We start from the raw sequence: 12,279 nt of genomic DNA, 5'->3' as shown, positions 1-12,279 counted from the left end.
ATCAATTCACGAGGTTTTTTCACGATGGCGGAGCATTTCGTGCACGTTCTCCTCGGCCCACCGCGCGACCACCGAGATCGGCGCGTGCAGCGAGCGGCCCAGGTCGGTCAGCGCGTACTCCACCCGCGGCGGCACCTCGGCGAAGACCTCGCGGGTGATCAGCCCGTCCAGCTCCATGGCCCGCAGCGTCTGGGTGAGCACCTTCGGCGTCACCCCGCCGATCCGCCCGCGCAGCACGGTGAAGCGCATCGGCCCGTCGCTGAGGCTGAGCAGCACCAGCACCGACCACTTGTCGCCGATCCGGTCGAGGACCAGCCGAGTCGGGCAGTTCGGGTCGAAGGCATCACCGGTATCCATAAGGTACTTATAGCACGATGAAGTAACCAGTATCCATTGGATACTGTGCTTCTCATGAAGATCCTCGTGTTCGGCGCGACCGGAATGATCGGCCAGCGCATCGTCACCGAACTCACCGGCCGCGGCCACGACGTCACCGGTGTCAGCCGCCGCGGTCCCGTCAAGGGCGACGTCCACGACGCCGCCACGCTCGCCGAGGGCTACGACGCCGTCGTCTGCGCCATCGCCCCGCCGCGTGACGGCACCGAGCCCGAGCCGCCGTTCCTGGCCGCCAACCGCGCCCTCATCGACGGCCTGCGCGCCGCCGGGGTGAGCCGGGTGCTGGTCGTGGGCGGCGCGGGCAGCCTCAAGGCCGGCCCCGGCCTCGACCTGGTCGACACGCCCGGCTTCCCGGAGATCTACAAGAAGGAGGCCAGGGCCGCGCGGGCCGCGCTCGGGCTCTACCGGGAGGTGACCGACCTCGACTGGACCTACGTCTCACCGGCCGCCGAGATCGCGCCCGGCGAGCGCACCGGCGTCTACCGGATCGGCCGCGACGACCTGCTCAGCGACGCCGACGGCCGCAGCTTCATCACCGCCGAGGACTACGCGGTGGCGATCGCCGACGAGCTGGAGGAGCACGCCCACCCGCGCACCCGCATCACGGTCGCCTACTGATCGTCCTCGTCCGGGTCGTCGGGCAGCAGCGCCTTCTCGTCGGGCTTGTGCACCAGCACGTTGTCCACGTACGACTTCACCGCCGTGGCCAGCCCGACGTCGCCGCCCGCCGTCTCCGACAGGTACCAGCGGTGGTCGAGAATCTCGTGGAAGAGCTGCGCGGGCTCCAGCTTGCCGCGCAGCTCGGCGGGGATGCCGTCGACCGTCGGGTGGAACACCTCGGCGAGCCAGCGGTGGGCGACGATGGCCTCGTCCTCGTGGCGCAGGCCCTTGGCGACCCGGTAGCCGTCCAGGTCGTTGAGCAGCCGCCGCGCCTGGTTCTCCTCCACGTCGAGCCCGGTCAGCCTGATCAGCCGGCGCTGGTGGTGGCCGGCGTCCACCACCTTCGGCCGGACGATCAGGCGGCCGGTGCCGACCTTGCGCCGCACCATCATCTCGGCGACGTCGAAGCCGAGCAGGTTCAGGCGGCGGATGCGCTGCTCCACGCGGTGCCAGTCGACCTCGTCGATGATCTCGCTGTCGGTGATCTCGGCCCACAGGCGGTGGTAGCGGGTGACGATGTCCTCGGCGGTCTCCATGGGGTCGATCGACGGGTGCAGCAGCCCGCCGGCCTCCAGGTCCAGCATCTCGCCGAAGATGTTGGTGTGGGCGACGTCGATGTCGGTCAGCCGCTGGCCCTCGCTGATCATCGGGTGCATCTCGCCGGTCTCGGCGTCCACCAGGTAGGCCGCGAAGGCGCCGGCGTCCCGGCGGAAGAGCGTGTTGGACAGCGAGCAGTCGCCCCAGTAGAAGCCGTTCAGGTGCAGGCGCACCAGCAGCACGGCGAGCGCGTCGAGCAGGCGGGTGAGCGTGTCGGGGCGCAGGGTGCCGGACATCACGGCCCGGTAGGGGAGCGAGAACTGCAGGTGCCGGGTGATCAGCGCGGCGTCCAGGCCCTCGTCGCGGCCGGTCACGTACGCCACGGGCTCGACGGCCGGGGCGTCCAGCCTGGCCAGGTCCCACAGGAGCTGGTACTCGCGCCTGGCGTACCGCTCGCTGATCTCCTTGATCGCGTAGACCTTGCCGGAGAGCCGGGCGAACCGCACGACGTGGCGGGAGATGCCGCGCGGCAGATCGACCAGATGATGCTTGGGCCAGTCGGCCAGCGGGACGTCCCAGGGGAGCCGGATGAGGTCGGGGTCGCCTAGCGCGCCAGTGATCTGCAGGGGCATGAACGTCAGGATATGGTGCGTAGGTGGACGAGTTTCTCAACTGGTACTTTTCCGACCGTCCCGTCGTCGCCAGCCAATTGGGAGCCGACGGCTACGACCACACCCTCGGCGATTTCACCGCCTCCGCCTGGGAGAACAGAGCCCGGGAAGAGATCCGCTGGATCGACCGCCTCTCCGACGCCCCGGCCGACTCGCTCGACGACGCCATCGACAGAGACCTGGTCCTGTCCCAGCTGAGGGGCTCGGTCGCGCTCGAATCCTGGCCCGAGTGGCGGCGCAACCCGGGCCTGTACCTCTCGGCCGTCTTCGGGTCGCTGTTCAACGCCTTCCAGCAGCGGCTCAAGCCGGAGCCCGAACTGGTCGCCGCCGCGATCTCCCGCCTGGCCGAGGTGCCCGGCGTGCTGGCCGCCTGCCAGGCCAACCTGGACCCCGACCTCGCCGCGCCGCTGCTGGTCACGCGCGGGCTCAACCAGGCCCGTACGGGCCGCAACTTCCTCACCCGCACGCTCCCCGCGATGGTCGGCGACGAGACGCTGCGCGCCCGGCTGGCCGAGGCCGCCGAACCCGCCGCCGACGCGTTCGACGCGCTGGTGTCCTTCCTCGAAGGCTTCCAGTGCGGCGGCACCTGGCGGATGGGGGAGAAGCTCTACTCCACCCTGCTGCGCGAGCGCGAGATGCTCACGTACGGCGCCGCCGAACTGCACCAGAAGGGCAGGGCCGCCTGGGCCGACCTGGACGCCCGGATGCGCCGGGTCGCCCTCGGCATGACCGGCGCCGAGGACTGGCGGGCCGCCATGGAGTCCCTCATGGACGACCACCCGCCGACCCTGGCGGACATGCGGGCCGAGTACGAGGCCGAGACCAGGCGGGCCCGCGAGTTCGTCCGCGAGCGCGGGCTGGTCACCTTCCCCGAGGGGGAGGAGTGCGAGGTCCTGCCCTCGGCCGAGTACGCCCGCCCGGTGCTGTACGTCGCCCACTACCTGGCGCCGCCGCCGCTCAGCAGCTCGCGCACGGGCATCTTCTTCGTCCCCTACACCCCCGACGACTTCACCGAGGAGCAGGTACGCCAGCGCCTGCGCACCAACGCGCGCGCCCAGATGCCCTCGATCGCCGTGCACGAGGCCTATCCCGGGCATCACTGGCACCTGTCGTACATGGCGGACAACCCGCGTACCGTCCGCAAGGTCTTCAGGACGCCGTACTTCACCGAGGGCTGGGCCCTGTACGTCGAGAAGGTGCTGCACGAGCAGGGCTACTTCGACACCCCCGCCACCGAGCTGGCCCACCTGGACTTCCGCCTCTTCCGCGCCGCCCGGATCATCGTGGACACCGCGCTGCACTGCGAGGACATGTCGATCGAGGAGGCCGAGACCTTCATGGCCACCAAGGCGTCGCTGTCGCCCGGCACCGCCCGGGGCGAGGTGAACCGCTACTGCGCCTGGCCGACGCAGGCGCCGTCGTACCTGACGGGGGCCATCGAGATCGACCGCATCCGGGAGTCGTTCACCGGGTCGCTGCGCGAGTTCCACGACCGGATCGCCGGCTCCGGCGGCCTGCCGCTGGGCCTGGCCGAACAGGCCGCGCTGGCCTGACCGGCCCGCTCGCGCTCCCCGGGCTAGCTCGGGCGGCGCGGGAACGCCGGCGGGTTGGCCGCGCGGTCCACGACGGCGGCGAGCTGCTCGTCGGTCAGGACCGCCGGCCTGCCCACGGCCAGCCCGCGCACGTAGACCTCGCACAGCCACTCCAGCAGGCGGGTGGCCTCGAACGCCTGCTCCATCGTCGCCCCGATGGTCACCCCGCCGTGGTTGGCCATCAGGGCGGCCTGCTTGCCCGCCAGCGCCGCCCGCACGTTGGCGGCCAGCTCGGGCGTGCCGTAGGTGGCGTACTCGGCGACCTTGACCACGCCGCCCAGCAGCAGCGCGTTGTAGTGGACCGGCGGCAGCTCGGTCATCGTCGTGGCCACGACCGTCCCGAACACCGAGTGCGTGTGCACGATCGCCTGAGTGCCCGTGGCCTGGTAGACGGCCAGGTGCATGGGGGTCTCCGACGACGGCTGGAGCTCGCCCTCGACCAGGTGCCCCTCCAGGTCCACGATCGGGCACGCCTCCGGGGTCAGCCGGTCGAGCGCCACACCGGAGGGGGTGACCGCCACCTGGTCGCCCCGGCGCACGCTCAGGTTGCCCGAGGTGCCGATGACCAGGCCCAGCTCGACGGCGCGCCTGCCGTACTCGCACAACTGCTCGCGGAGGCTCATGGGTGGGCAGAGTAGTCGGTCGTCCGAAATACTTCCAGCGGTTGTCGTGGTCAGAGGCGGTCGAGCGCCTGGAGCATGAGCCGTTCGAGGTCGACGCGGGTGAGCCGGCCCGGGTAGAGGAGCAGGTGCAGGCTGAGGCCGTCGACCAGGGCGAGCAGGTGTTCGGCGAGGTCGTCGAGGCTGCCGTCCGCGCGCACCTCGCCGGCCGCGCGGGCCTGGCCCAGCAGCTCCCGTACGGCGGCGCGCAGCTCGTCGGCCTCGGCCCGCTGGACCTCCGCCAGCCGGTCCGAGGCCAGGCTGCGGCTCCAGAAGCTGACCTCCAGCCGGCTCTCCTGGGTGCGCTCGGCGTCCAGCGGCAGGTTGTCCAGCAGCAGCTCGCGCAGGGCGGCCAGGCCCGTGACGCCCTCGACCTTGCGCGTCAGCCGCTCCCTGATGCGCTGGTGCGACTGGCTCAGCGCCGAGAGCAGGATCTCGTCCTTGTCGGCGAAGTAGTGCGCGAGCACGCCGTTGGAGTAGCCGGCCTCCTTGGCGATGGCCCTGGTGGTGGCGGCGTCGATGCCGTCCCTGACGATCACCCTGCGGGCCGCCGACAGGACCTCGGCCCTGCGCTCATCGTGATCGACGATCTTCGGCATCGGGATCCCCCTCTTCTCGCGGCGACTCCCACCATATTGACTTTTTATTCGGACGTCTGTCTATTTAGTCCATGACCGTCGCCACTGTCGGCGTGCACATCGTCGACATCCTCGCCAGGCCCGTCGAGCGCATCCCCGAGGGCCAGGACACCGTACTCGTCGAGCAGATCCGCCTCACCGCCGCCGGCGCCGCCGCCGGAACGGCCGTGGACCTGGTCAAACTCGGCAACGAGGTGATCACCATGGGCGCGATCGGGGACGACGAGCTCGGCGACTTCCTGGTGGCCGTCCTCACCAAACGCGGTGTGGACGCCTCCCGCCTGGTCCGCAGGGCCGGCGAGCAGACCGCCGCCTCGATCCTGCCCATCCGCCCCGACGGCGGCCGGCCCAGCTTCCACGTGCCCGGCGCCAACCTCGGCGTCACCCTCGCCGACCTGGACCCCGACGTCCTGCGCCGTGCCCGCGCGATCCACCTGGGCGGCATGGACGTCACCTTCGGCCTGGGCGACCCCGCCTTCTTCGCCCTCCTGGACGAGGTGCGCGCGGCCGGCGCGATCGTCACGATGGACCTGCTGTCGGAGCTGCCCGACCTGCTGGCGATGGCCCGCGCGTTCCTGCCCCACGTGGACTACGTGCTGCCCAACGAGTCGCAGGCACTGCTCATGACCGGCGACCCCGACGTGGCCACCGCCGCCGCCACCCTGCTCGCCGACGGCCCCAAGGGCGTGCTCGTCACCCTCGGCGCGGCCGGCAGCCTCGTGCTGACCTCCGGCGGCGGGCCCGAGCGGGTGCCGGCGCTGGAGACGGAGGTCGCCGACACGACCGGGTGCGGCGACGCGTACTGCGCCGGCTTCCTGACCGGCCTGCTGCACGGCCGCGACGTGCCGGAGGCCGCCCGCTGGGGCACCGCCGCCGCGGCCCGCGTGGCCACCGGGCTCGGCTCCGACGCCGGCCTCACCGACCTCGAATCCACCGTAAGGACTCTCGCATGACTGACGCCGAACTCCGCGAACGCGCGCTGAAGGTCGTCCCCGGCGGCATGTACGGGCACCTCAACGCGGCCATCTTCGCCCCCGGCTACCCCCAGTTCTTCCAGCGCGGCGAGGGCTGCCGCCAGTGGGACGTGGACGGACGCGAGTACATCGACCTCATGTGCAGCTGGGGACCGGTCGTGCTCGGGCACCGGCACCCGCGCGTCGAGGAGGCCGCAGCCCGCCAGCTCGCGCTCGGCGACTGCCTCAACGGCCCAGGGCCGATCATGGTGGAGCTGGCCGAGCTGCTGGTCGACACCGTGCCGAGCGCAGACTGGGCGATGTTCTCCAAGAACGGCACCGACGCCACCACCCAGGCGCTCATGGTCGCCCGCGCCGCCACCGGGCGCACGAAGGTGCTGATGGCGCACGGCGCGTACCACGGCGCCGACCCCTGGTGCACGCCCTCGACCGCCGGCACCACCCCGAATGAGCGCGCCGACCTGGTCGAGTTCACCTACAACTCGCTGGAGTCCCTGGAGGCCGCCGCCGCCACCGTCGAGGGCGACGTCGCGGCGATCATCTGCACCCCCTTCAAGCACGACTCCTTCGAGGACCAGGAGCTGGTCGAGCCCGCCTTCGCGCGCGGCGCCCGCGCCCTGGCCGACCGCATCGGGGCGGCCCTGGTGATCGACGACGTGCGGGCCGGGTTCCGGATCGACCTGCGGGGGTCGTGGGAGCCGTACGGGGTGCGCCCCGACCTGACCGCCTGGTCCAAGGCCATGGCCAACGGCTACCCGATCGCCGCCGTCACCGGCACCGACGCCCTGCGCGGCGCCGCCCAGACCCTCTACACGACCGGTTCCTTCTGGTTCTCGGCCGTGGCGATGGCCGCCGCCAAGGCCACCATCGAGACCCTGCGCGACACCGACGGCATCGCCGCCATGGAACGCGCCGGCACCCAGCTCAGGGAGGGCCTGTACGCCCAGGCCAAGTCCCACGGCTTCGTCGTGAACCAGACCGGCCCGGTGACCATCCCGTGGCTCAGCTTCGACGGCGACGCCGACCTGTCCACGGCCCTGTACTGGAGCGACGCCTGCCTGCGGCACGGGGTGTACCTGCACCCGTGGCACAACTGGTTCATGTCGGCGGCCCTGACGGAGCAGGACGTGGCCCGCGCCCTGGAAGCCACCGACCAAGCCTTCACCGAAACCCGCACCCACTTCGCCTGACCCTCACCCGAACGGCCCACCCGTTCGCCCGGTCACCGGGTGGGCCTGCGGAACCCCACCCTGGATGGCGCCTTCACCTCGCCGCGAACGGCGCTTTCGGCTCTGGACGATGGTCACACTACGCGCTCGCCGTGTGACGATAAGTGTCATGCCGTCCCCCCGACATGACGCTCTCAGACAGATGTTCGCCGACCGGCCTCAAGTGGCGGTGGAGATCCTGCGTGCCCTGATGGGCGTCGACCTGCCCTCCACCTCGCTGGTCCGGCAGGAGGACCGCCTGTTCAACACCCGGCCTTCCGACGACATCGAGCCGGACCTCGGCATCGTGCTCGGCCCGCCGCAGAGCCCCGCGCACGCGATCATCGTGGAGATCCAGCAGGACAAGTCCAAAGACCCCCGGCAACTGGCCCGTTACGCCGCCGCGCAGTGGCTGATGCTGCGCTGCGACGTGACAGTCCTGGTCGTCTGTCCAGACCGGGGAGCCGCCGCCTCCTACTCTCAGCCGATCGACACCGGGCTTACCGGCTACCGCCTCCAGGCGTACGTGCTGGGCCCCGACGACGTACCGGCGATCACCGACCCGCAAGAGGCCGCCGCCCACCTCGAACTCGCGGTCATGTCCGTCATGATCCACGGGCGTGAGCGGAAGGTCATCGAGGCGTTCGCGTCGCATCTTGGAGGAGATCATGGCGTCCACCGACTGGCCGGGCCACAGCCGCTTCGCCCACCAACACTTCGGCAGGGGCCACGCAGTGGGTTACGCAGAGGGCAGTCAGGAGACCGCACGGAGAATCGTGCTGTATCTGCTGGACGCGCGTGGAATCGATGTCCCCGAGGACGTTCGCGCGCGCGTCGATGCCTGTACCGACGTCGACCTGCTCATGCACTGGACCGTTCGCGCGAGCAGTGTTCAGTCCGCCCGCGACCTGTTCGACGATTCGGACGGCTGACGCACTTGGCGCCGGGTACTCAGGTGCACCCGGTCCAGGTTCTGATCGTCCTGTCTCGTTCACGGCAATCGGCGTTCGAGAGGAGACCATGACGTCCATCAACTGGCCGGTCTACCGTCCTTGCGTTCGCGAGGCGTACAAGCAGCGCCGCACGGTGGCTGACTGGGCGCCCGAATGGATGCTCGGCTTGCTGGCCTTCATGGCGGGCTACGAGGAGGGCTACGGAGAGAACTACAAGGAGGAGTACGTGGAGCGTGCTCGGCTGGCGGGCATGAAGTGTGTGCTCAAGAGCCTGCTGGCCGAGCGTGGGATCGAGGTGCCGGACGACGTCCGTGAGCGGATCGATGCCTGTACCGAGGTCGACCACCTCGTGGCCTGGACCGTCCGCGCGAACGCCGGACGATCTCTCCAGCAGGTCTTCTCCTGACGGCCGGGATCACGGCCGGGCGACGGGCGGCGGCGTGATCCTGTAGAGCCCGTCGCCGGAGCCGGAGCCGGAGGCCGGGACGGCCAGGACGAGGGCGGTCGCCGGGAACAGCGGGGACGGCAGCCCGTCGTACGGGAACCACTGCCATGAACGGAAGACGTGCGGCTCGGTCACCGCCGGAGCGTCGGCGCCCCGGAGCATGGCGACCGCCGCCGTCACCCGTACGGCTCCCTCCGGGTGGTCCAGGGCCATGCCGGTGACGACCGGCGGTCCGGCGTCGCGGATGCCGGTCTCCTCGGCCAGTTCGCGGACGGCCGCCGCCTCGAAGGTCTCGCCGGGCTCCACCGCCCCGCCGGGCAGGCACCACGACAGGGGCTCGCCCGCCTTCACCCGCTCGCCGAGCAGCACGCGCCCGTCCGGGTCCGTGAGCAGCACGCCGACGCCTACGATGCGATTCACCGTCAAAAACCGACTCCTCCCGCCAAGAGCTGTAATGCTGCCAAAAATCCGGACATGGGGTGAGTGTTGTTGATGCTCACGTAAGGAGACCGGATGGGAGCCGATCCCGAGAGCCGGTTCGAGGAGATCTATGCATTCTCCTACAGACCCCTGCTCGGCTACGCGCTGCGCCGCTGCCCCGACCCCGACGACGCGGCCGACGTGGTGGCCGAGACGTTCATGATCGCGTGGCGGCGCATCGAGGAGGTGCCGAGCGGGGAGGAGGCCCGGCTCTGGCTGTACGGCGTGGCCAGGAAGGTGCTGGCCAACCATCGGCGCGGTGAGCGCCGCCACGAGCGGCGCACCGAGGCGTTACGGGCGGAACTGGCCGCCGCACCCGTGGTCGCCGGGCCGTCCGTCGAGGACCTGTCGCCGCTGGCCCGGGCGTTCAAGACGCTCTCCGACGACGACCGGGAGCTGCTCGCCCTGGTCGCCTGGGAGAAGCTGGACACGGGCCAGATCGCCACCGCCCTCGGCATCACCCGCAACGCCGTACGGGTCCGCCTGTACCGGGCCCGCCGGCGCTTCGCCCGCCGCCTGACCGAGGCCGGGGTCGAGCGCACACAGGCCGTCGCCCTCGAAGGGAGCCCGTTGTGAACATCCCGGATCCCGCGAGCGGGCGCGGCGGGGAGCCCGTTGTGGACGTCCCGGATCCCGCGAGGGGGCGCGACAAGGAGCCCGTTGTGAACGTCGCCGATCCCGCGCGCAGGCGCGGCAAGGAGCTCGTTGTGAACATCGCCGATCTCGCCCGGGTGCGCGACGAGGAGCTGGCGGGCGTGCCCGCCGGGCAGGCGTCCGGCGCGGGGGCGCGGGCGCTCATGAAGTCGATCACGTCCGAGCCGATCACCACCGAGGGGCGCGAGCCCGTCGCGCGCCCGCGCCGCAGGGCGCCGCGCAAGATGTTCCTGCTGGGGGCGGTGGCGGCCGGGCTGGCCGCCGTGCTCGCCGTCACGCTGCCGATCTTCGGCCCGGTCACCGAGTACGCCAACGCCGCCGTCACCGTCAAGACCGGCGACGACTACATCGACGTCGTCATCACCGACCCCGAGGCGGAGGCGGCGGCCTACACCGAGGCGTTCAGGGCCGTCGGCCTGGACGCCACGGTGGAGAAGATCCCGGTCGCGCCCGAGTACGCGGGCATGCTGTTCGGCCCCGCCACCCCCGGGAACTTCCCACCGGGGACCGGCGTGACCGTTCGCAGCGTCGAGAACTGCGCGTCGGTGTGGTGCGGCACGATCTCCATGCCGACCGGGTACCGGGGCAAGGTCATCTTCGCGATCGGCCGCCCGGCCGAGCCCGGTGAACGGTACGCCGCCGGCGCGCCGAGCACGGTGGGCATCGCCGCTGACGGCGTGGCGGGCGTCAAGCTCGTGGGCAAGCCCGTCTCGCACGCCAGGGCCGAGCTGTCGCGCCGCGGTCTCAAGATCGAGTACGAGGTGATGTGGTCGAACCCCGACGGCAGCGGCAGCGGTTACGAAGTGGCCGCGCAGCACGTCAAGGACGACTGGATCGTCGACAGCGCGATCAAGGTCGCCTCGGACACGGTCCAGGTGACCGCTGTGGCCTCCGCCGACGTCCCCAAGGACTCCCTTCCGCGGGCCGCCCGCCCGCAGAAGGGCTGGGCCCGTCCCTGACTCCGGCGAACCCCGGCTGACTCCGGCGAACCCCGGCGAACCCCGGCTGAGTCCGGCGAACCCCGGCACCGGCCTCGGCGGCGTCTATGCGCCTTCGAGGGGCGCCGGGGTTTCCCCGTCCGTCCGGGCCGCGGATTCCGCGGCCGCCCAGGTGAAAATGCCCTTCGCCATCAACGACTGTTCGCCGGCCGCTCGGGCGGCGAAAACCTGGGCCCTGACCCCGTGTACTCCCGAGTCGTCAGGAGCGGCCAGCGCGGCCATTTCCGCGAGATGTCCGGCGAGCCGCTCGTCGCCCTCGGAAAGGGCTTTGAGCGCCGCGTCGGCGAGCGCGTGCGGCCCGCCCGCGAGTTCCGCCACGGATTTGGCCAGCACCGCCTCGGGGGCCGGTTTGAGATTGGCCGGATTGCCGTCGTACCAGCCGCCGTAAAGGCGCCAGAGATTCCGTACGACGAATTCCGGCTCGTCATAGCGGGCCCGCAGATAGGGCCGGTCGGAATGGCGCTCGGAGGGTTTCACCGAATGCACGATCTCGTCCAGCCGGGCGCCCGCGTTGAGCAGGTCGAGCGTCTGCGTGATGATCGACTCCAGCCATTCGGCCGTCTCCAGCAGCGCCTGCCGCACGCGGTCGGCGCCGAAGACGGGCGCGCCGTGGCTGGGCAGCATGATCTCGGCGTCGAGGGCCGCCATCCGGCGCAGCGCGTGCACCCACTCGCGCGGGTAACGCTGCACCTTCTGGGGGTTGCCGCAGTTGGGCGTCACCCAGATGAACAGGTCGCCGGGCAGCAGCAGCCGGTGCTCGCGCACGTAGCCGACGGTGGCGTCGTCGGTCTCGCCCTTGGCGTGCAGCAGGTCGAAGGTCAGCCCGCCGCGCCGTACGGTCAGCGCGTCGGTGTAGGTGACGTCGGGCCGCCGGTAGTCGGCGGGCCAGCGCAGGCGGGTGTTCTGGAACTGCCGCTGGTTGATCACCGTGTTGTAACCATTTGTCAGCAGGTAGCGGTCGAACCGATCGATCACCGCCTGATGGGCGTAAATCGTGGCCCGAGGGCCCGACTCCTCGAACGGTCCCGTGCCGAAGACGTGGTCGATGTGCCCGTGTGAGTAGAACGCGGTGGTCAGCGGCGCCCGGGACCAGCGGCGGACGTCCTCGTGCAGGCGTCCGGCGGCCCACGGCCCGCCGGTGTCGAAGAGCAGCAGCTCGCCCTCGGTCTCGAAGGCGATCGCGTTGCCGAACCCGGCCCACCAGCCCACGCCTTCCGTCACGGTCTGGACGCCCTTGCCCTCCATGCCGGTGTCCACGATGCTGTCGTCAGACTCGCCGCGCCACACCCGGTCCGCGTACTCGATAATCATGTGACCCACCCTGCTTCTAGAACGTCGTTCTAGGCAAGGGATCACGGCAAGGTCACGTCTCGATTGCGCCCCCTTGACGCGTGTCGGCGGGCATTCGTACGTT

Annotated in this window: 14 protein-coding genes; 8 read left to right on the top strand and 6 right to left on the bottom strand. The window is 70.9% G+C overall.

Features of this window, described 5'->3' with window-relative positions; genetic code table 11:
- Positions 1–6: 6 nt before the first annotated feature.
- On the bottom strand, positions 7–357 hold the full coding sequence (locus ACIBQ6_RS07665) for a helix-turn-helix domain-containing protein (protein WP_358288175.1): 351 nt from the start codon (positions 355–357) through the stop codon (positions 7–9).
- A gap of 54 nt (positions 358–411) precedes the next feature.
- Between ACIBQ6_RS07665 and ACIBQ6_RS07660 the strand changes: the two genes are divergently transcribed.
- The gene (locus ACIBQ6_RS07660) at positions 412–1,014 is read left to right on the top strand and encodes an NAD(P)H-binding protein (RefSeq protein WP_358288173.1); all 603 of its coding nucleotides are present in this window, start codon (positions 412–414) and stop codon (positions 1,012–1,014) included.
- Here the strand turns inward: ACIBQ6_RS07660 and ACIBQ6_RS07655 are convergent.
- Positions 1,008–2,225 (bottom strand): DUF4032 domain-containing protein, encoded by a 1,218-nt coding sequence (locus ACIBQ6_RS07655; RefSeq protein WP_387670792.1) that lies wholly within the window; start codon positions 2,223–2,225, stop codon positions 1,008–1,010. The genes ACIBQ6_RS07660 and ACIBQ6_RS07655 overlap by 7 nt on opposite strands.
- Positions 2,226–2,248: 23 nt before the next feature.
- On the opposite strand from ACIBQ6_RS07655, the gene ACIBQ6_RS07650 reads away from it, so the two are divergent.
- Positions 2,249–3,817, top strand: coding sequence for a DUF885 domain-containing protein (locus tag ACIBQ6_RS07650; RefSeq protein ID WP_397210666.1), 1,569 nt, complete (start codon positions 2,249–2,251; stop codon positions 3,815–3,817).
- A gap of 23 nt (positions 3,818–3,840) precedes the next feature.
- On the opposite strand, the gene ACIBQ6_RS07645 is transcribed toward ACIBQ6_RS07650, so the two are convergent.
- Together ACIBQ6_RS07645 and ACIBQ6_RS07640 are read right to left on the bottom strand one after the other, a co-directional pair.
- Positions 3,841–4,479, bottom strand: coding sequence for a class II aldolase/adducin family protein (locus tag ACIBQ6_RS07645; protein WP_387670789.1), 639 nt, complete (start codon positions 4,477–4,479; stop codon positions 3,841–3,843).
- Between the two features lie 50 nt (positions 4,480–4,529).
- Complete coding sequence (locus ACIBQ6_RS07640; protein WP_357998699.1) at positions 4,530–5,114, bottom strand: TetR/AcrR family transcriptional regulator; 585 nt, start codon at positions 5,112–5,114, stop codon at positions 4,530–4,532.
- 71 nt (positions 5,115–5,185) lie between these two features.
- Here ACIBQ6_RS07640 and ACIBQ6_RS07635 point away from each other — a divergent pair, with 71 nt between their 5' ends.
- From ACIBQ6_RS07635 to ACIBQ6_RS07620, 4 genes are all read left to right on the top strand, one after another.
- A complete protein-coding gene (locus tag ACIBQ6_RS07635) occupies positions 5,186–6,106 on the top strand; it encodes a carbohydrate kinase family protein (protein ID WP_397210665.1) in 921 nt (306 codons plus the stop codon).
- Entirely contained in the window at positions 6,103–7,317 is a 1,215-nt protein-coding gene (locus ACIBQ6_RS07630) for an aminotransferase class III-fold pyridoxal phosphate-dependent enzyme (RefSeq protein ID WP_397210664.1), read from the top strand. Before ACIBQ6_RS07635 ends, ACIBQ6_RS07630 begins: the two co-directional genes overlap by 4 nt.
- Before the next feature lie 181 nt (positions 7,318–7,498).
- Positions 7,499–8,359 carry a hypothetical protein gene (locus ACIBQ6_RS07625; RefSeq protein ID WP_397210663.1) on the top strand — a complete coding sequence of 287 codons (861 nt, stop codon included), beginning with the start codon at positions 7,499–7,501 and terminating at the stop codon, positions 8,357–8,359.
- Positions 8,356–8,694, top strand: coding sequence for a hypothetical protein (locus tag ACIBQ6_RS07620; RefSeq protein ID WP_397210662.1), 339 nt, complete (start codon positions 8,356–8,358; stop codon positions 8,692–8,694). The genes ACIBQ6_RS07625 and ACIBQ6_RS07620 overlap by 4 nt, the downstream gene beginning before the upstream one ends.
- 9 nt (positions 8,695–8,703) lie before the next feature.
- On the opposite strand, the gene ACIBQ6_RS07615 is transcribed toward ACIBQ6_RS07620, so the two are convergent.
- Positions 8,704–9,153, bottom strand: coding sequence for an NUDIX hydrolase (locus ACIBQ6_RS07615; RefSeq protein WP_397210661.1), 450 nt, complete (start codon positions 9,151–9,153; stop codon positions 8,704–8,706).
- Between the two features lie 93 nt (positions 9,154–9,246).
- Between ACIBQ6_RS07615 and ACIBQ6_RS07610 the strand changes: the two genes are divergently transcribed.
- Positions 9,247–9,789: a sigma-70 family RNA polymerase sigma factor gene (locus tag ACIBQ6_RS07610; RefSeq protein ID WP_358288148.1), complete on the top strand. Its 543-nt coding sequence runs from the start codon at positions 9,247–9,249 to the stop codon at positions 9,787–9,789.
- A gap of 86 nt (positions 9,790–9,875) precedes the next feature.
- Positions 9,876–10,826, top strand: a complete 951-nt coding sequence (locus ACIBQ6_RS07605) for a hypothetical protein (RefSeq protein WP_397210660.1) — start codon at positions 9,876–9,878, stop codon at positions 10,824–10,826.
- Positions 10,827–10,910: 84 nt separating this feature from the next.
- Here the strand turns inward: ACIBQ6_RS07605 and ACIBQ6_RS07600 are convergent, their stop codons facing one another.
- A complete protein-coding gene (locus ACIBQ6_RS07600; protein WP_397210659.1) occupies positions 10,911–12,176 on the bottom strand; it encodes an alkyl sulfatase dimerization domain-containing protein in 1,266 nt (421 codons plus the stop codon).
- Positions 12,177–12,279 lie beyond the last annotated feature (103 nt).

Origin of the sequence: Nonomuraea sp. NPDC049655 (assembly GCF_044465465.1) — a bacterium.
Classification (GTDB): Bacteria; Actinomycetota; Actinomycetes; order Streptosporangiales; family Streptosporangiaceae; genus Nonomuraea.
Note: the sequence above shows the minus strand (reverse complement) of the source record. Positions and strands in the feature narration are given on the sequence as shown.

Coding starts and splice junctions, on each gene's coding strand:
- ACIBQ6_RS07660 (WP_358288173.1), top strand. CDS start 412: ATGAAGATCCTCGTGTTCGGCGCGACCGGAATGATCGGCCAGCGCATC.
- ACIBQ6_RS07610 (WP_358288148.1), top strand. CDS start 9,247: ATGGGAGCCGATCCCGAGAGCCGGTTCGAGGAGATCTATGCATTCTCC.
- ACIBQ6_RS07600 (WP_397210659.1), bottom strand. CDS start 12,176: ATGATTATCGAGTACGCGGACCGGGTGTGGCGCGGCGAGTCTGACGAC.
- ACIBQ6_RS07630 (WP_397210664.1), top strand. CDS start 6,103: ATGACTGACGCCGAACTCCGCGAACGCGCGCTGAAGGTCGTCCCCGGC.
- ACIBQ6_RS07665 (WP_358288175.1), bottom strand. CDS start 357: ATGGATACCGGTGATGCCTTCGACCCGAACTGCCCGACTCGGCTGGTC.
- ACIBQ6_RS07645 (WP_387670789.1), bottom strand. CDS start 4,479: ATGAGCCTCCGCGAGCAGTTGTGCGAGTACGGCAGGCGCGCCGTCGAG.
- ACIBQ6_RS07625 (WP_397210663.1), top strand. CDS start 7,499: ATGTTCGCCGACCGGCCTCAAGTGGCGGTGGAGATCCTGCGTGCCCTG.
- ACIBQ6_RS07620 (WP_397210662.1), top strand. CDS start 8,356: ATGACGTCCATCAACTGGCCGGTCTACCGTCCTTGCGTTCGCGAGGCG.
- ACIBQ6_RS07635 (WP_397210665.1), top strand. CDS start 5,186: ATGACCGTCGCCACTGTCGGCGTGCACATCGTCGACATCCTCGCCAGG.
- ACIBQ6_RS07655 (WP_387670792.1), bottom strand. CDS start 2,225: ATGCCCCTGCAGATCACTGGCGCGCTAGGCGACCCCGACCTCATCCGG.
- ACIBQ6_RS07640 (WP_357998699.1), bottom strand. CDS start 5,114: ATGCCGAAGATCGTCGATCACGATGAGCGCAGGGCCGAGGTCCTGTCG.